This is a genomic window from Pseudomonas sp. DW-iso17, assembly GCF_058725345.1.
In genome coordinates, this window is record NZ_JBZXEA010000011.1 from 631,350 (window position 1) to 648,787 (window position 17,438).

Annotated in this window: 19 protein-coding genes and 1 pseudogene; 12 read left to right on the forward strand and 8 right to left on the reverse strand. The window is 54.5% G+C overall.

Going from position 1 to position 17,438, the window contains the following annotated elements; translation table 11 throughout:
* Positions 1-79: 79 nt before the first annotated feature.
* From AC4PS6_RS10760 to AC4PS6_RS10770, 3 genes are all read left to right on the forward strand, one after another.
* On the forward strand, positions 80-1,003 hold the full coding sequence (locus tag AC4PS6_RS10760; protein ID WP_010951435.1) for a hypothetical protein: 924 nt from the start codon (positions 80-82) through the stop codon (positions 1,001-1,003).
* Between the two features lie 220 nt (positions 1,004-1,223).
* Positions 1,224-1,433, forward strand: a complete 210-nt coding sequence (locus AC4PS6_RS10765) for a hypothetical protein (protein WP_003298409.1) — start codon at positions 1,224-1,226, stop codon at positions 1,431-1,433.
* A gap of 14 nt (positions 1,434-1,447) precedes the next feature.
* Positions 1,448-1,654 (forward strand): hypothetical protein, encoded by a 207-nt coding sequence (locus tag AC4PS6_RS10770; protein ID WP_003298411.1) that lies wholly within the window; start codon positions 1,448-1,450, stop codon positions 1,652-1,654.
* Between the two features lie 143 nt (positions 1,655-1,797).
* Here AC4PS6_RS10770 and AC4PS6_RS10775 read toward each other — a convergent pair whose 3' ends face one another.
* On the reverse strand, positions 1,798-1,926 hold the full coding sequence (locus tag AC4PS6_RS10775; RefSeq protein ID WP_003253468.1) for a hypothetical protein: 129 nt from the start codon (positions 1,924-1,926) through the stop codon (positions 1,798-1,800).
* A 122-nt stretch (positions 1,927-2,048) separates the two neighbouring features.
* Complete coding sequence (locus AC4PS6_RS10780) at positions 2,049-3,746, reverse strand: phosphoethanolamine transferase (protein WP_003298414.1); 1,698 nt, start codon at positions 3,744-3,746, stop codon at positions 2,049-2,051.
* Positions 3,747-4,236: 490 nt separating this feature from the next.
* On the opposite strand from AC4PS6_RS10780, the gene AC4PS6_RS10785 reads away from it, so the two are divergent.
* The 3 genes from AC4PS6_RS10785 (at position 4,237) to AC4PS6_RS10795 (ending at position 6,043) form a co-directional block, all read left to right on the forward strand.
* Positions 4,237-4,575 carry a zinc ribbon domain-containing protein gene (locus AC4PS6_RS10785; protein ID WP_079732563.1) on the forward strand — a complete coding sequence of 113 codons (339 nt, stop codon included), beginning with the start codon at positions 4,237-4,239 and terminating at the stop codon, positions 4,573-4,575.
* A 54-nt stretch (positions 4,576-4,629) separates the two neighbouring features.
* A complete protein-coding gene (locus tag AC4PS6_RS10790; protein WP_010951438.1) occupies positions 4,630-5,535 on the forward strand; it encodes a cation diffusion facilitator family transporter in 906 nt (301 codons plus the stop codon).
* A gap of 157 nt (positions 5,536-5,692) precedes the next feature.
* The gene (locus AC4PS6_RS10795; protein WP_011953105.1) at positions 5,693-6,043 is read left to right on the forward strand and encodes a DUF3147 family protein; all 351 of its coding nucleotides are present in this window, start codon (positions 5,693-5,695) and stop codon (positions 6,041-6,043) included.
* Between the two features lie 32 nt (positions 6,044-6,075).
* Here the strand turns inward: AC4PS6_RS10795 and AC4PS6_RS10800 are convergent, their stop codons facing one another.
* Positions 6,076-6,402, reverse strand: a complete 327-nt coding sequence (locus AC4PS6_RS10800; RefSeq protein ID WP_010951440.1) for a DUF2790 domain-containing protein — start codon at positions 6,400-6,402, stop codon at positions 6,076-6,078.
* A gap of 689 nt (positions 6,403-7,091) precedes the next feature.
* Between AC4PS6_RS10800 and AC4PS6_RS10805 the strand changes: the two genes are divergently transcribed.
* Complete coding sequence (locus AC4PS6_RS10805) at positions 7,092-7,766, forward strand: heavy metal response regulator transcription factor (protein ID WP_003253457.1); 675 nt, start codon at positions 7,092-7,094, stop codon at positions 7,764-7,766.
* Positions 7,763-9,181, forward strand: a complete 1,419-nt coding sequence (locus AC4PS6_RS10810) for a heavy metal sensor histidine kinase (RefSeq protein ID WP_010951441.1) — start codon at positions 7,763-7,765, stop codon at positions 9,179-9,181. The genes AC4PS6_RS10805 and AC4PS6_RS10810 overlap by 4 nt, the downstream gene beginning before the upstream one ends.
* Before the next feature lie 57 nt (positions 9,182-9,238).
* Here AC4PS6_RS10810 and AC4PS6_RS10815 read toward each other — a convergent pair whose 3' ends face one another.
* Positions 9,239-9,826, reverse strand: coding sequence for a hypothetical protein (locus AC4PS6_RS10815; RefSeq protein ID WP_010951442.1), 588 nt, complete (start codon positions 9,824-9,826; stop codon positions 9,239-9,241).
* A gap of 266 nt (positions 9,827-10,092) precedes the next feature.
* Here AC4PS6_RS10815 and AC4PS6_RS10820 point away from each other — a divergent pair, with 266 nt between their 5' ends.
* Positions 10,093-10,314, forward strand: coding sequence for a hypothetical protein (locus tag AC4PS6_RS10820; RefSeq protein ID WP_010951443.1), 222 nt, complete (start codon positions 10,093-10,095; stop codon positions 10,312-10,314).
* Positions 10,315-10,396: 82 nt separating this feature from the next.
* On the opposite strand, the gene AC4PS6_RS10825 is transcribed toward AC4PS6_RS10820, so the two are convergent.
* Genes AC4PS6_RS10825 through AC4PS6_RS10835 form a run of 3 tightly spaced genes read right to left on the reverse strand, consistent with a single transcriptional unit; the run spans position 10,397 to position 13,213 of the window.
* Entirely contained in the window at positions 10,397-11,851 is a 1,455-nt protein-coding gene (locus tag AC4PS6_RS10825; protein WP_010951444.1) for a phospholipid carrier-dependent glycosyltransferase, read from the reverse strand.
* On the reverse strand, positions 11,845-12,828 hold the full coding sequence (locus AC4PS6_RS10830) for a glycosyltransferase family 2 protein (protein ID WP_010951445.1): 984 nt from the start codon (positions 12,826-12,828) through the stop codon (positions 11,845-11,847). Before AC4PS6_RS10830 ends, AC4PS6_RS10825 begins: the two co-directional genes overlap by 7 nt.
* Positions 12,794-13,213 (reverse strand): GtrA family protein, encoded by a 420-nt coding sequence (locus tag AC4PS6_RS10835; protein ID WP_010951446.1) that lies wholly within the window; start codon positions 13,211-13,213, stop codon positions 12,794-12,796. Before AC4PS6_RS10835 ends, AC4PS6_RS10830 begins: the two co-directional genes overlap by 35 nt.
* A gap of 370 nt (positions 13,214-13,583) precedes the next feature.
* On the opposite strand from AC4PS6_RS10835, the pseudogene AC4PS6_RS10840 reads away from it, so the two are divergent.
* The 3 genes and pseudogenes from AC4PS6_RS10840 to AC4PS6_RS10850 form a co-directional block, all read left to right on the forward strand.
* Positions 13,584-13,715: pseudogene (locus AC4PS6_RS10840) on the forward strand (helix-turn-helix domain-containing protein); the annotation flags it as partial.
* A gap of 27 nt (positions 13,716-13,742) precedes the next feature.
* Complete coding sequence (locus AC4PS6_RS10845) at positions 13,743-14,438, forward strand: LysR substrate-binding domain-containing protein (protein ID WP_492180827.1); 696 nt, start codon at positions 13,743-13,745, stop codon at positions 14,436-14,438.
* Between the two features lie 210 nt (positions 14,439-14,648).
* Positions 14,649-15,956 (forward strand): OprO/OprP family phosphate-selective porin, encoded by a 1,308-nt coding sequence (locus AC4PS6_RS10850; RefSeq protein ID WP_009395904.1) that lies wholly within the window; start codon positions 14,649-14,651, stop codon positions 15,954-15,956.
* A 285-nt stretch (positions 15,957-16,241) separates the two neighbouring features.
* Here AC4PS6_RS10850 and AC4PS6_RS10855 read toward each other — a convergent pair.
* Positions 16,242-17,404, reverse strand: a protein-coding gene (locus tag AC4PS6_RS10855) for an IS3 family transposase (RefSeq protein ID WP_282374564.1) whose coding sequence is annotated in 2 segments (ribosomal slippage) — positions 16,242-17,149 and positions 17,149-17,404 — 1,164 coding nt in all. Because the reading frame shifts where the segments join, the coding sequence is not laid out codon by codon here.
* Positions 17,405-17,438 lie beyond the last annotated feature (34 nt).

Sequence of the window (17,438 nt, forward strand, 5' to 3'; positions counted from 1 at the left end):
AAGGGTCAGTTAGGCCTACTGCTGCCTATCCTCGCTCGTTACCATCCAGAGACCCTCTATTGATACGGTTTCAGCAAAGATGGATGTCTATAAGGTCCGCATCGAAGACACAGAAAGCAAGATCATCGACAAGGAAGGTTTCGAGGCCGAGACCTTCCGCAGAGATCCATGGTACCAGCCTGGAAGTGCCGGCAAGCTAGCTCAGTTTGCTGTATGCCCGGCATGCGACAACCCTGTCCAGCTGGTTGGGCTGTATGAGCTACCGCCTAACGTGAAGAACCCATTCGGGAAACATGCTACTAAGAGCATTCGCGGCATCGCTCCATTTGATAGTGAGGCCCGTAACGATTGCCCGTACTTCCAGCCTCGCCAGCACAAGAAAACAGAACGAAAAACCAGGTTTGACGGCGTCCCACGGAAGATTCTCAAGCTATTGATCGAACAGTTCGATCGCGTGGTTTACATCCTGGAGAAAGAGACCCAACTGGTCCTTTCCGAGAACGCGTTGAGAGGCATGCTGCAGCGTTACAAGGGAGAGCGTGGCTACCTCTATACCGGCGCGACGCTTCGCAATGTGCCATGGATCTTTGCTTACATGTCGGACGCCACCCGCCTGTTTGGCCAGAAGGTCATTGGAAATGCTGAGCTGGTGAAAGCTATTGCCGCTGAGGTGCCAGGGGCGGAAATCAGCAGCACTGGTCGGCTGGAATCGAAGAAGGTGCCTGGTTCGAAGGCGGCATATTTTGATCTCAAAATGAGTTTCATCCGCCATCGAATCGTCAAAGACAGTGAAGCGTCCGGCTTGGTTGAAAGCATGGAGTTTGTAGTGTCACAGCCTCGCGGAGGTGAGCTTGAGCACATTCACAAGGAAGTCATCAAATTCGATTCGGCTTGGTTCGAATCCCTTATCCGGATGCCGGTTGATCATCCTTATCGCAGAATGGATAGAGTGAAGATGGCCCGGGAGGAACTGGGCGATCTGCTGGAGCTGACTCAGGCCTGAGGAGGCCTGTTGTAAACCACTTTTTTTCACTGTAACCACAGTGGTTTACAGTGAAAAAAAGTGGTTTACAACGTAGCTACGACACGCGCCCTGGCCACTCCCCAGGCCAGCGCGCTCCTCATTGATTCGTTCAGTCGGGCGTCGAACACCTATGCTGCTCGGGGCCTTGCCACGCCGCGGTGTCCTATAATTCATCTTCAGCTGAATGGAGCAAAATGTTGTGAAGCGCACATTCATTGGAATGGTCGAGGCTGGTGAGCCACTGATGAGGCAAGCGCTTGAAGCTATCCGACAGGCCCACGAAGCGGAGGCTGCTGGATTGCCAGACCTTGAGGTACAGCGTCTTCACCCATTGGCAGATTCGCTCTATCAGGCGGTCATTGATTTTCAGCTCCTCAAAGCAGGTAAACCACCGTCGACTATCCAGTGAGGACCTGCCGCTACATGACGAAAAAGATGCCAGCTCTTCTCCCCGACCACCCCATGTATACCGACGCAGTGGATGCGATGAAGCAATACCACGAGGCGCAGGCTTCTGGCTCATCTGCCGAAGAGGTTGAGCGCCTGCGTCAAATCGCAGAATCACAATTTCGGGCTGTCAGCGAGTATCAGCTCAACGCTCTGGGATATCAGTCTCGTCGTCCGCACTGAAGGGATAACCGATCCGGAGGTAGCTTCAGAATCCATCAAGCCAAGCGGAAGACTCACGACGCGGTCCGATTGATCAGCGAGACGGTCGGGAGGGTTTGCACACAGCCCCAAAAAAAAAGCAGCTCCCGAGAGCTGCTTTTTTCTTACTCCCCCTTTTTGTGCTTGTGGGGTTTCAGGTCCGGATGGTCCTTCTGCTTTTCAGGGGTGACTCGCTGCCTTTTGTCCGGAGTGCCATCTTCATTGGTGCGCTTTGGGCCTGGCTTGATGCTCATGCAAAACTTCCTTTTCCGCTTGGGTTGTTGAATGCAGCTATGTAATTAGTCCAGCTTCTCTCAGCTGTCAAAGCAGGCTGGTGCAGAACCGCCTGGCCGATGATCCGGTCCACATCGAACATTCAGAGGCCAGAATAAGAGCCTCCGACAAAGGGCTTACAAGGGGCAGTGAAATCCAGCGCTGAGCGATACGAAGACGTCTGGACGTTCATCATGCCGAGCACGGTGTGGAACAGGTTGTCGTGGCTCAGCGGTGACGTGGTTTGAGCTTTCAAACAACCCACGTTGACCTTTTCGCTCTTCGCGAGCGAGTCAGACATCCAAAGTACCAACGGCACCTTTGTTTGCTCGTCAGGAGCCATCGCGTAAGGCAGCCCGTGTAGATAGAGCCCACCCTCCCCCAGCGATTCGCCGTGGTCCGAAACGTACATCAGCGCAGTGTCGAACTTGGTGTTGGCCGCCAGGATATCGATGAGATTTGCAGTCACATAATCGGTGTAGAGGATTGAGTTGTCGTAGGCATTGACCACCTCCTCCTGCTTACATTTGTCGAGCTCGTTGGTCTCGCACACCGGTGCGAATTTCTTGAATTGCGAGGGGTAGCGCTTGTAGTAGGCCGGGCCGTGACTGCCTTTGTAGTGGAGCACCAGGACAGCATCGCCTTCCTGGCGCTTGATGAAGTCTTGCATCTCCGTGAGCAGCACCCCGTCCTTACACTCCTCGCTGGTGCACAGTTGGGAATCCGCGTGAGAGGCAGCCTTGTGGTTGGGAACCCTGTCGCAGACCCCTTTGCACCCCGAGTTGTTGTCAGTCCACATGACACTGATGCCAGCGCGTTGAAGCACGTCGAGCAGCCCTTCTCGGCTCTTGGCCAAGCCATCTTTGTACTGGGCCTTACCCACGTCCAGGAACATGCATGGCAGCGAGACCGCGGTAGCGGTACCGCAGGAGCTCACGTTCGTGAAGCTAATGACATTTCGCTTTTCTAGTTCCGGATTCGTTTCACGGGAGTAGCCGTTGAGGGAGAAGTTGGCGGAGCGAGCGGTCTCTCCTACTGCCAGTACCAGCAGCCTGGGTTTACGAGCCGCACCCTGTCGATTAACTACCGCATCAGTACCAATGGCCGTCAGCGTTTTAGGTGAGGCCAGCTGACGCTTCAGGTACCCATGGCCAGCCGCAAACAAGTTGGTAGGTACCAGAATCAGCCGGATCTCCCGATTGTTGCGCAGCAAGGAGGCATACGACTGGTACTGACTCAACGCGATGCCAGATAAGGTCAACAGAGCGAGCGACAGAGCAATGAACCTGCTGACCAAAGCTTTGGCCCAAGGCTTGCGCCGGAGGGGAACCCGGGCAATCAGGTAGACGGGCAACACCCCAACCATTGCGACCCAAAGACCGAGCTTCCAATTCAGCAGCTCGGTTGCCTCAGCGACGTCGGTCTCCACAACGTTGGTGAACATTGTGTAATCGATCACGATGCCGTAGGCATTCATGAAGTAACTCGCAAAAGACGCGCTGATCAGTACCAGGCACAGTATGGGTTTGGCCAGCCGCCCCCATGACAGCAAGCTCAGAACGGTAAACACCCATGCGAATACTATGACTGGGAGGCTAGCCGCTAGCTGCCAGTTCACTTCATCGGTTTTGAATACCAGCTTCCAGAGCACGTTCCAGAGCTCAGCGTTCGCGAATAGCAGTAACCAAAAAGTCACCAGGCCGATTAGCAAATTAGTACTGATGCCTTTCTGCCGCGCATTGCGAATAGCAAAGATCCATTTGCTTAACAGGGTGTGAACAATGGATTTGGAAGGTGTCATTATCAAACTCTGGAAGCTGCTTATCCATGGCGGTAGCTATGGAGTTAGCGGGAGCTACAAGGCAAACCGTCGACAGATGCTGAGCGATTGCGCAATGTGCGGAGCGTCAGAGGCCTTAGGCCCCTAGGCGTTGGGGACGCTTAGTATGTGTGAGGCATAGGGATAAAAAGAGAAATGAATCTCGCTGAGCGCATTATTTCCGGGACCTGATAACGACACGATGACCTCGGGATTACAATGCTGACAGAAATCCAATTACTGCTGTTTTGATTGTCATTGATCACGCTATGATCAAAATTAGGGGAATACTACCCACCAAAAGCAATGCTCCGCTCAGCTAGATAAATTTAATTTCACAAACAAAACGGTTTCGTTTTGTCGTAGGCTAATTTTGAACTTTCAATTCAACTTACAAGTCTTTCTCGCGAGCAGAACATAATTTTCAACTTTTGCTCGTTAATATGTCACCCATCAATGAGGGGCGAATACCATGAGCTTTTTCAAAAACATCCTGGGCGGGCACCATGGCCGTGGAAACCACGGTGGAGGCAAGCACCACAGCGGGGGACATGGGGCCGAGCAATATGATCGCCATGGCCGGCAGCAGGGCTGCGACGGCGGTAATCAGGTGTATGACGGCGGGCGCCCTCCCACTCCTGCCCCCATCAAAGATCTGCAGGGCTGCAGGCAGTGCCGGACGGCCAACGATCCGTCAGCACGCTTTTGTCTAAACTGCGGAACACCGCTATCGAGTGGTTGCACCGCCTGCGGCTCGCTGCTGAGTGCAGGAGCAAGATTTTGCAGTCAGTGTGGCCAAGCGACGCTCTAAGGCTAGGTAGACAGGAAGGCCAACGAGACCACAACCCTGCGCAAGGAGAAATACGTGGGTTCAAATCATGACCATGGCAGCGCTGCAGTACGCGAGGGGCATCAGAAGAAGCTAATCATGGCGCTCGGCTTGACTGGCAGCTTCATGATTGCAGAAGTGATCGGTGCGTGGATTACCGGCAGCCTGGCGCTGCTGTCGGACGCATCTCACATGTTCACAGATACTGCCGCCTTGGCGATCTCACTGATTGCACTTCAGATAGCCAAGCGGCCGGCGGATCAGAAAAGAACCTTCGGCTATGCGCGCCTGGAAATTCTGGCTTCGACGTTCAACGCCGTGCTGCTCTTCCTGGTGGCGATGTACATCTTGTATGAGGCCTACCAGCGCTTCTTCATGCCGGCGGAGATCGCTACCGGAGCGATGATGTGGATCGCAATCGCCGGCCTGATCATCAACCTAATTTCGATGCGCCTTCTGGCATCTGCGAGCAACGAAAGCCTCAACGTCAAAGGAGCCTACCTCGAAGTTTGGAGCGACATGCTCGGCTCGCTTGGCGTAATCATCGCGGCACTTATCATCCGCTTCACCGGCTGGACCTGGGTCGACACGATTGTCGCTGTGGCGATCGGCCTTTGGGTTCTGCCGCGGACGTGGCAGTTGCTTCGCGAAAGCCTGGGGATCCTCATGGAGGGTGTCCCGAGGGGGCTCGACGTTACGGCAATCGAGGCCACCATCCTCGGAGTAGATGGCGTGACGGACGTTCATGACTTGCACGTGTGGGCTGTCAGCAGTGGCAGTAACGTGATGACGTCGCACGTAGTGGTTCGGGATTCTGCAGATGGGGATGCTGTGTTGGCGGCCGTCGTGGATGCTGTCAGCGATGCATTCGAAATCCATCACTGCACCATCCAGATCGAGCGGGCAGCTTTCCACGAGAGCGTTCCCTCACCCTCGCACTGACCGATCGGTAAACACCATGCAAACACATCACCCTCCTGGCTGAGGGTGATGTTGCAAAAAAAATGCGGTGAGGGATGCCGTAAACGGCAGGAGCGCTTCAAGGGGGTTGGTGAATGGCTTCGCCTGCCCTCGTCAACAACCTCCAGAAGGCTCAGCGATGGCCTGGATCATCACGAAGTACCTACTCACTGCCGGTATAGTGATTCTCGTGTCAGAGCTGGCGAAACGCAGCGACAAGCTGGGCGGCTTGGTCGCCGCCCTACCCTTGGTCACGGTCGTGACGTTGGTCTGGCTCTATTTAGAGAACCAGAGCATGGAGAAGATCTCCAACCATGCTTGGTACACGTTCTGGTACGTGCTTCCGACCCTGCCGATGTTTATTGCTTTTCCATTGCTGCTACCTAAGCTCGGCTTTTGGCCGACACTGATCAGCAGCATCCTCATCACAATGGCCAGCTTCGGAGGCTTCGCCATACTGCTGCGCCGGTTCGGCATTGAGCTTCTATGATCCGGTGGCCGCAGGGATCATCTTGATGAGTCTTAACGGCTATTAACACACTCGCCCTTCACCAGGTAGCGAACCATGTGCAGTTCGCCTTTCGAGTCTTCGTAGGTCATCATGCTTCTTACATTACCGCAGTACCGCACATTGGGTGATACATACACCAACTTACCAACGTCCAGGTCCATGCCATAGGCGTAGTCTTCTAGTTGAGGCATGGGCTTTTTTACGCGTTGAGCATAATCCGCTGTAGCCTCTCTAGCAGTACGCTCGATGTGTTTATTGATCTCCATACCGCTTTGGGCATTGGCTGTTAGTGATGTAAAGAGCATAAACACGGCGATCGCTGATACAGTAGTGTTCATAAGAAGTCCCTTAATAAAAAAGCGCCCGTAGGGGGGCGCTAAAATTCACCTACCAAAGGAGCGTATGGTTTACAGGTGAATGCACTGGCGCGAACAACTGCTCGGTGCTCTTGCCAAGCTGCTTTGAAATGAGACAATTTCCAAAGCAGCGATGCCTCTTCCGCTGCCCTTAAACTAGCAAAGGAGGCTAACACCAAGATGATCGTGCAATTACAATTTGGACATGTAATAGATTGTAAGATAATTATTCGAGAGAATATCGAGCCGCCACGTGAACTAATTTGCAGAAAGGCGCTGCGGTTTGCGGCCGTGCATGGGGTCTGCCTGCGTGGCGCCCTCGATCCAAGGCCAGTACCAGTCCTTGCAAGCTAACGACCGAAATGCTGCCTGTCCTGGCCGATTCCACCTGCCAGGCGAATCTGTCATACACCGCCGCAGGCCCCAGAATCCGCTATGCTTAGGGGTGGAGCCTGCATGACTGTCAGAAATCTTGCGGCTACATTACAAATTTGTAGGATTTCGCCGCGGCCAGCTTCTTCGCGTTAAGATTCAAGCGTCCTCAGGTGACCCGGCGTATGGACAGAGGTAGCGACTACCACATGCCATACCCTCAGCCAAACTTTCGAACAGCCTGCAACCATAATCTTGGCGGATTAGGCCAACTCCTTCCTCACACCTTGAGATAAGTTATGCGCGTTCTAGTTGTGGAAGACGAAATTAAAACTGCCGAATATCTTCAGCAGGGCCTATCCGAAAGCGGGTATGTCGTAGATATCGTGCACAACGGTGTAGATGCTCTGCACTTGTTCAACACTAATGTCTATTCGTTGGTCCTCCTGGACGTGAACCTCCCGGGTATCGACGGCTGGGACCTGCTGGAAACCATCCGTAAGACCAGCCGGGTCCGCATCATCATGCTGACCGCCCGCGGACGCATCAATGACAAGCTCAAGGGCTTGGACGGCGGCGCGGATGACTACCTTGTGAAGCCATTCGAATTCCCTGAGCTGCTTGCTCGCATCCGTTCGCTGCAACGCCGTGGTGATGAGTTAGTCGAGAAGAGCTCGCTGAAAATTGCCGATCTGGAACTCGACTCCGTCCGCCATCGCGTCTTCCGCGGTGGCACACGCATCGATCTCACCACCAAGGAATTTGCGCTTCTGCACCTGCTCATGAGCCGAACGGGCGAAGCGCTGACTCGCTCTCAGATCATCTCGTTGGTCTGGGATATGAATTTCGATTGCGACACCAATGTCATCGATGTAGCCATCCGGCGCTTGCGCTCGAAGATCGATGACCCGTTTGAAACCAAGCTCATTCACACGCTTCGTGGCGTTGGGTACGTTTTTGAGGAACGCGCATGAGGCCATTCAGCCTGGCTGCAAAGCTGGGGTTAAAAGTTGGGTTGATGAGCGCAGCGTTGCTGCTTCTGTTCGCCACCTTTGGCTATCTGATGGTAGGCAAGGCTCTGGAAAGAAATGCCAGAGCAGACCTGGAAGTAAAGATGGCGGGGATGGCTCACAACCTGTCCACCATCCCGGACATCTCCGGCGTCAACGCGGATGCGCATCAGCTTGTCGATTTGGTCATGGGCCACAACAACCTGTATGTGAGCATATTCGATACCTCACAGAATCAGACTCCCCTGCTCTCGATTGGCTCGAAACAGGTCAATCTGGAGGTGCACAAGTTTCAGCCGGCGGCCCAGCCCAAAGAGCACGAATGGCGTGATACGCAGGACCGTCCTCTGCTGAGTGCTTCTCGAATCATGCGTTTGGGCGATGGAACAGAGGTCAGCGTCTATATGACCATGGACCAGTCATCCAGTGAGGCGCTGCTCGATGCGTTGCTGACCTGGGCCTTGATGATGTCCCCCGTCATCCTCGCACTGATCTTGGCCATTGGCTGGTGGACTGTGCGCAGAGGCCTGCTACCACTGACCAAGTTCCTCAAGATCGCCTCGAAAATCTCAACCGAGAGCCTCGACCATCGCCTTCCAACTGATGGGATGCCGGCAGAACTCAAAATGCTCGCCGACGGCATCAACATCATGCTGGCTCGCCTGGATGATGGGGTTCAGCAGCTCTCGCAGTTTTCTGACGACCTTGCTCACGAACTTCGAGCACCGCTTTCCAACCTGATGGGCAAGGCCCAGGTTGCCTTGACCAGAGAACGATCGCTTTCCGAGTACCGGGAGGTTCTGGAGTCGTGCACAGAAGAGCTGGACCGCATGAGCCGCATGGTTTCCGACATGCTGTTCTTGGCCCAGGTCAGTCATCCAGCATCAATGGTGGAGTTCGAATCCGTCTCCTTGGTCGACGAGGTTCAGCGAGTGTGCGATCTCTTCAGCATTTCAGCAGAAGAAGGCGAGATTCAGCTGCAGATCTCCGGCAGTGATGACGTGGTGCGCGGGAATCGCCTGATGGTTCAACGTGCCGTCTCGAATCTGGTCTCGAACGCGATCCGTTACTGCCCTCGCGGCCGCACGGTCTACGTTAAGGTGCAGCATAGTGCGAGCGGTACGACGTTGAGTGTCGGCAACCCCGGCCGTGGTATTGCCAAGGAACACCACGCGCACTTGTTTGAGCGGTTCTACCGTGTGGACAAGAGCCGAGCACGGAGCGAAGGCGGTACCGGTCTTGGCTTGGCCATTGTGCAGTCGATCATGAGTCTGCACCAGGGATCGGCGAGCGTGGAGGTGACCGAAGAAAACTTCACCTGGTTCCACCTTCACTTTCCGGAAGCCCAGCAAATGCAGCCGGCAATGACCGCCGCTTAAATTGCGCAGACACGATTAGGCCCGTCAATCGACGGGCCTTTTGTTTGCCTCAATGCATCAGTGCCGAAGGACCACAGGGTCCATGGGCGACCGCAGAATCACCGACTTAATAATCTTCTGTTCGTCAGGATTGGCGTTTTTCCACAGGTGTGAGAAGTACTGAGCATTCACTTTCTCTTGAGCACTTACGCTGCCGGCGGCATCGATCAGGCGCATGGTCGAGTAGACACAGATCAGCGCCAGAATGAAGAACGCCGTGGCGACCACCATCACATAACGCTTGGCCAGCACCGGTGCCCGCTTGAGCTCCTGGATAGAGGCGTCCGCCGCCTTTGTCGCTGCTGTAAGCTCCGAGATCAGTGGCTGGATGGCGGTGTCGACTCCGCGGCATGCAGCTGAATACGCTGATGCAGCGGCGCGCAAGGCAACCTCCTCCGCGTTCGACCAAGCCTTCTCCGCCTTTCGCACCTCCTCCTGAATCTGCCGGCCGACAGCGTCCACCTGCTCCACCAGTTCGTTCGACCTCTCCAGAACAGCGCTGGAGGTGCGCGTCTGCGAGGTCAGCTCATCGAGCTGGACAGTGAGTTTTTCAGTGCAGCGGCGAAAGTCACCGATAGCAACTGCCCAGGGCTCTATGTCATTCATGGCTATCTCCTAGGGCGGCCAACAACGCCGCGCTGAATTAACGCGCTAGATATCAAAATTGTAATTTAAGAGAAAATTCGAAGTCGCCCTCGACAGTGCCGAGATAGACATGATCCTTCCAGATTTGAAGATTTAACGCATCCTATCTGCAGCCAAAATTACGGAATTGTAATTATTGACTCACCTTGTCGTTAGCTTCGCGTTCCTAAACTACAAACCAACAAAGGCCGCTAATCAGGTTGGCCTAGTATGAACCGAGGTTCACAATGAAATTTGTCAAATCTATCGCTATTGGCAGCCTGCTGCTGGGTCTCATGGGTACCGCTTACGCTGAAGGCGGCTTCGAGCGAACGAAACAGTTCAACGAGAACTTCCGAACCGAACAGGCTCGCCTATGGAGCGATGACTCTTCGGACCAGAACAAACAACAAGTCGCTCAAGAGCAAAAGAAAGAAAGCAAGGATGGTAAGGAACAAGCCGACAATTAATCGGCGGTTAAATAGGACTTCAAATGACGAAAGAAATCGACAAAAAAGCCAGGGTAAAACCTGGCTTTTTTGTGCTTGGAATTTAGCCTTCGTTCTTGCGAGGCGTTTCCGCATTGCTTTCTCCGGCCAGACCCTCGGCACCTTGTGCGGGGCGTTTCCAATGGCACAGCAGGAGCTGGCTGGCGTTCGCTTCGGTGATCGATGTGCAAGCTAGATCAGCGGGCAGACCATCCTTGCTGTCTCGCAAGCGCCTGGACAGATAGAACGAGCCATCCCGCGGCCACTTGGCAGGATCCTTGATGTTCTCGGACTTCCCGCTGCTGTAAAACTCCGACGAGTATGAGCGGCGGCCAGGATAGATCAGGGGAGCGGAATGAGCAGACTGCACATTGAGCCAGGCTTGAACCACATCCCGCTGATTCTGAGGGCGCTCCTCTAGTACCCCGGCGTAGATGATGCCCGCACCGATGATTGGCAACACCAATGCGCTCGCAGCGGCAGCCCAGGTGGTCTTCGGGCCAACTTCGCTGACCCGTGCAGACAGCAGCAATGCCCACGCTGGCAGCGCGGGTAGCAGGTAGGTCCACAGAATGTTGCCTGCAAATGTGAAGAAGACCGGTGTCGCCAAGGCCCACAGCCAGAGGTAGGCTTTGAAGCGCTGCATCGATCCACGCTTGCGGATCAACAGTGGTAGAAACAAGGCCCATGGCAGTAGCGACAATCCGAGCTGGATCCAGATGCTGCCGTACGGCTTGGCATGAGCACTACCATAGAGGTCCCCTGCCCAGTTACTGACGACGTAGCGGCTCCAGTGCTCACCAACGAAGAAGTACTCCATGAAGCCGGGCGTTTTCATCTCGGCCGCGACATACCATGGCACGGATATACCGAACATGAGTACAAGGCCGCTAATCCAGGGAAGCCTCAGTACCCGTCCCCATTCCTTGTAGATAACGAACCAGGCGAATGCCGGCGCCCCCATAAGCACCAGGGTCAGCGGCCCTTTGGCAAGCAAGCCCAGCCCGAGACCTGCGAACATCAGGTAGGCATCCGCCTTGCTGGCGCACTTCATCCAACGCCAGAAACCGTAGCTGGCCAGCAGAATCGAGAACGACAAAACAGGGTCAGTCAGCACAACACCGCTGGAGACCAGGCCAAGTGTGGTGCTGGAAAAAATAATGGCAGCCCAGATGCCGGCGTTACGAGAAATCTGCTGCGTGCCGAGTTTGATGATGATGAAACAGCTTGCCAGGTGGAGTAGCCACGCTGGGAAGCGCGCAGCGAACTCGTTAACGCCGAAGACCGTCATGCTCGCGGCCTGGGTCCAGAAGGACAACGGAGGCTTGCCCCAGAACGGTACCCCGTAGTCGAACATGGGCGTGATCCAGTCATTCAACTCGACCATCTTGCGAGCCATTTCAGCGTAACGGGCCTCAGATGTGTCCATCAGCGGGTAGATGCCCAGCCCCACCAAACGCAATAGCAAAATCGAACCCAGGACCCACCACAGCGTCCTCTCGTTCTTCAGGTTCAGCATTTCTTACCCTCGATCGAAGCCATCGAAGGGTGGAGTGACACGGGATCTGCCTTGTTGCTGTGCTTCAGGAAATAGAGAGGCCGGCGCTTCACTTCCGCGAGTGTCACGCCCAGGTACTCCCCCACCATGGCGACACCGACGCACATGAATGAAGCCATTCCGACGATCAGGTGATGGATGTCGAAACTGCCTGCCACAAGCGACGCAAGCATGTAGCAGATGCTGGAGACGAAAAGACCGAAACTGATGAGGCTGAAAATGCGCAGTGGTTTGCGAGAGAAGCTGACGATGCTCTCGATGGCCAGATTGAACAGGCCAGCTGCATTCCATTTGGTGCTCCCGGCATGGCGAACAGTGCGATTGTAGGGCAGTTCGATGGTACGAAAGCCTACCCAGCCGATCATGCCTTTGAGAATCCTGGAGCGTTCATCCAGGGCCCGCAGGGCTGCCAGCGGCGCAGGCCCAATCAATCGGAAATCGCTGACATCGGCCGGCATGTCCACCTTCTCCACCAGGCGCTGCATGACCCAGTAGTAAGCCCGGGCACTCATGCGCTTGAACCACGAATCACCGATTCTCAGGTTGCGCTGCATGTTCACCACGTCGTAGCCGCGTTGCCAGTAGTCCACCATGGCCGCGATGAGCTCTGGTGGATCCTGCAGGTCGACATCAATGAAGATCAGCGCACTGCCACGGGCATGGTCTATCCCGGCGCTCAGTGCAGCCTCTTTGCCGAAGTTGCGACTCAGGGACAGGCAACGTACAGATGACCCATCCTGATAGTGGCGAAGAATGTCGGCCGTCCGGTCATTACTGCCGTCGTCGACATAGAGGATTTCGCAGGAGACGGGTAAGCGCTTCACCACGCGGGTGATTCGCTGGTGGAACTCGGGGATGGTTTCCTCTTCCTGGAAGCAAGGGACCACGATGGTTAACAAGGGATCAGGGCGCTCGGGAAAGCGATGTAATGTCTGCATGATTGAATGTCCAAAAACGATGTGCAATGAATCCAAGTGCAGTGAGGCTTAAGGTCACTACGACTTGGGAGATGAGCGGTGACAGATTCGACTTGATGAGGAACCACATACCCACGCCATTGCCGAAGTTTGTGGTTAACGCGACCAGTGCAAACCTGACAGGCTGAAACTTACGAGAGCCATCTGCCACAAAACAGAGCGCCCTATTTCCAATGAAGCTCGCGATTGCGCCAACCATGCCGCCACAGATACTGGCCAGTAACGGAGTAACGAATTCTGTCGTAACCAGCAATAGGAACACCGCATAATGGACTCCCGTTGCTATGAAGCCGATCCCCAGATAACGAATCAGTAAGGTAGTAAGAGGTGGGGTTTGATTTTCCATGCCCAAAGCCTATGGAGGCAAAGGTGAAAAAATAGTGAACTAAATGTAAATGCGTAATTAGCCGAATCTATATATGGTAAGTAACAAGTCGGCGCACTAGGCTAGCACGCTACAATATCAGAGGGATTGCCTGAAAATTACGCTTTCGAAATAAAAGCCTTCCGATAACGCATGCATGACCCGTGGATTACAATGTTGACAAGATAAGGAAACACCGGGTGGCATTGAGATAGATTCCCCGAATTAAGGGGGACCTAATGGTTACACAAAATGAAACATATACAAGCACCGTTGTTCCTTACAGCCCTGACATATTGGATGATTTGCCAATTGATGATCAGCTGGCCGTAGAGTTTTCGCAACAGCACGTTGTGCCAGTTTCAAACAGGCTGCCCGAGGGCTCAATGTGCCAGTGGTAGGCCTGCGGAAACGCTTGGAGAAACTGGAAGAGCACATTGGTGCTCCCGTGTTTGTCTACAAACACAACAAGCTTGCCCTGACCCGCACAGGCGAGAGGGTCAGCCATTACCTGTGCCAGCTCTTCGGCCCAGACGGCCTTGGCAAGTCCGGTGAAAAGGAAGTCCCCAGGCTTACCATCGCGATCACAGAGCCAGTGCTGAACGACATCGTAAACCGCGATCTAGTCGCCTACGTGCGTGATCATGCCGAAATGCAGCTGGAAATCCATTCAGAATGCACAACGCAGATGCTTTCTGAGTGTGAAGTCGATGTGGGTATCGCTTTGGTGAGCCCAGATGATAAAGGCGCGCTTGATCGCCATCCTACGTATAGGTTTGAACGGCTTGGCCGGATTGGGCACGCCCTGTTCATTTCCAGCCGCTATTCAAGAAGCGTCACCCTTCCAGTGGAGAGCTTGGATTTGCACAACTTCATGCTCGTTGTCCCTTGGGATGAAGAGATCTTGGCGGGCTCACGAAAGTGGGCATCGATAATGGCTGAGCATCAGGGCGGTACCACTCGGGTCAAGAGCTACAACCTATCACGAGGCCTTGTCGTTGGCGGTGCGTGTATTGGAGTGCTGCCCGACTACAGCCGAAAACTGGAGAGAAATATCCTACCCGTGCCGGGTTTCCTGGACGACCTGGAGGAGAAAGATGTCTATCTTGTTATCAAAACGAAGCTTGTCCGCAATCCGCAGGTTTTGGAAATTCGAAGATTGATCAAGAAGAGCTTCTTTGATAAGAAGGACTGGCTTGTTCGGTAACAGTTTTGTTAGGTTTGAAACTCCTCCGTTAACACTACAGAAACACAACTGTCATATTCGCTTGCAACCTAGTCAGAGTGCTTAGAACAAAGGCATCTTGTTACAGCAGGTGACAACCGTGGCCTGCTCCCATCTGCAAGATAAATTTAGGCCGGCGCAGGGCGAAATATAACGTCGGTAGCTAAGCACTTAACATACGAGAGGCAAGCAATGATCCGTTCTTCGAACATGCGGGAAAAGCTGTTGGCTGCCGCAATAATAGGCACATTTTCCTCGCAAGCATTCTCCGGAACAGTAACCACTGACGGAGCTGACATCGTTCTGAAGACCAAGGGCGGTCTTGAAGTATCGACTTCTGACAAGGAATTCAGTTTCAAACTGGGCGGCCGAGTTCAGGCCGACTACGGCCGTTTCGATGGTGTCTTCACCAAGAATGGCGATACCGCTGACGCAGGCTACTTCCGTCGCGCCTACCTTGAGCTCGGTGGCGTGCTGTACCGCGACTGGAAGTATCAGCTCAACTACGACCTTTCCCGCAACACGGGCAACGACTCCGACGGCTACTTCGACGAAGCCAGCCTGACCTACACGGGTTTCAAGCCGGTGCAACTGCGCTTTGGCCGTTTCTACACCGACTTCGGTCTTGAGAAAGCCACCAGTTCGAAGTGGACCACCGCCATGGAGCGGAACCTCTCGTACGACCTGGCGGACTGGATCAACGACAACGCCGGCATGGGTGTTCAAGCCACCAGCACCATCGCTGACATGGCTTATGTTTCCGGTAGCGTTTTCAGCGAAACCAATAACAACTCGGATGGCGACAGCACCAAGCGCTACAACGTACGTGGCGTGTTCGCACCGCTGCACAGTGATGGCAACGTCCTGCACGTCGGTGCTCAGTACGCTTACCGCGACCTCAAAAACAGTGCGGTCGATACCCGGATTCGTTCGCGTCTGGGCGTCCGCGGTGTAGATACCAATGGCGGCGGCGATGCCGGCACCAACGGCAACCGCATGCTGTTTGGCGGTGCTGCTGCACAAGATGGCCTGTGGAAGGACGACTCGGTCTGGGGTCTCGAAGGTGCCTGGGCCACCGGCCCGTTCTCGGTTCAAGCGGAATACCTTCGCCGCAAGCTGAAAGCTGACCAGGCCAACAACGACATGAAGGCCTCCGGTTACTACGCCCAGATGGCTTACACCCTGACCGGCGAGCCGCGTATCTACAAGCTCGATGGTGCCAAGTTCGACACTATCAAACCAGAGAACAAGGAACTGGGGGCCTGGGAAGTCTTCTACCGCTTTGACGATATCAAGGTCGAAGACGGCAACCTGGTCACCGCGGCGGACCAATCGAACGAGCGCAAGGCCAAGAGCCACACGGTGGGTGTGAACTGGTACGTCAACGAGGCGGTGAAAGTCAGTGCCAACTACATCAACGTGCGCACCGACAACAACGAGAACACCGTGGGCGACGACAGCGGCAATGCCATCGTGACCCGCCTGCAATACGTCTTCTGATCCCTCTCATCAGTCTGACGTGAGAAAGCCGGAAGCGCTCAACGTGCTTCCGGCTTTCCTGTTTCTGGAGGTGATCAAGCATGGAGCGCCCTCCTCCTACCTGCTTTCGCTTACCGATGACCGCTCTTGCCAAAGCTCGGCGAATCTGATGTGATTGCCGCGTCGGGCTTTGCATGGTGGCCGTGCAAGCAAATCAAACCTGACTCCTATTCATGATTGAACCTGATTCGACGTCCAGCTTCGCGTCTAACGGCCCTACAAGCGCAGCTACCCCAACTGTAGTGGTCAACTAATCCCGGACACGACGTTAAGTTTTTTCTCGGCCTGAGCCGGCGTTAGCCCGCCATTAAATTGATGAGGCCGTATCCAGTTGTAGCGATGCATCAAATAATGACTGATGTCTCGTTGTGCCTGCTGAACCGACATATAACCCACTGAAGGTATCCACTCGGTTTTCAAGCTGCGAAATACTCGCTCCATCGGCGAGTTGTCGTAGCAATTGCCCCGGCGACTCATGCTCTGGCTGATGCGGTACCGCCACAGACGCTGACGGAAGTGGCGACTTCCATATTGCGATCCCTGATCCGAATGAAACAGCAGCCCTTGAGGCTTCCCGCGTTGCTCATAGGCCATATCCAGTGCTTTGGTGACCAAGTCAGCATCCGGGTTTCCTGATAACGCCCAGCCCACTATCCGGCGAGCATAGAGATCCATAACCACGGCCAGGTAGTGCCATTTCCCTTGCGCCCAGATGTAGGTGATGTCACCGCACCAAACCTTGTTTGGCTCGGGAACATCGAATTTACGATTCAGTGTATTTGGAATGTCAGGCCGCTCGACCGTTGCTTTTTTGTAGGCATGCGAGCCAGGCTGCTTGCTGATCAACCCCAGTTCCCGCATCAAGCCTCGCACCTTGAAACGCCCGATCTGCTCGCCATCATCCTGCATCATCGACACGATACTTCGGCTGCCAGCAGCGTTTCGGCTCTGGGTGAACAGTTCGTTGACTCGACTGCGTAATCGAATTCTCTCAACGCCCGGAGAACGCCGCCTGAGGCGATGGGCGTAGTAAGTCGAACGGGTGATTTCGAACACCTCGCACAAGCAGTCAACAGGTTCATGGGCGCTTAGCTGATGGATCAGTGCGAACGCTCGAGATCTTCCGACATCAAGAGCGCGGTAGCCTTTTTTAATATCGATTTCTCTCGTTCAAGACGGGCGATTCGGGCTTCCAGCTCCTGGATCTTTTGCTGCTCTGGGGTGAGCGCCTTGCTCTGCGGGGTGACGCCTGTGCGTTCCTGCAGAAGCTGACTGACCCAACGGCGCAGGGCCGACTCGCCAATGCCGAGTGAACGACTGGCTTCGATGCAGCTGTAATTTTGTTTGAGTACGAGGTCAGCAGCCTCGCGTTTGAATTCAGCGGAAAAGACACGACGTTGCTTGGTCATCTGACACCTCGATATGGCGAGCATTCTCGCCTAA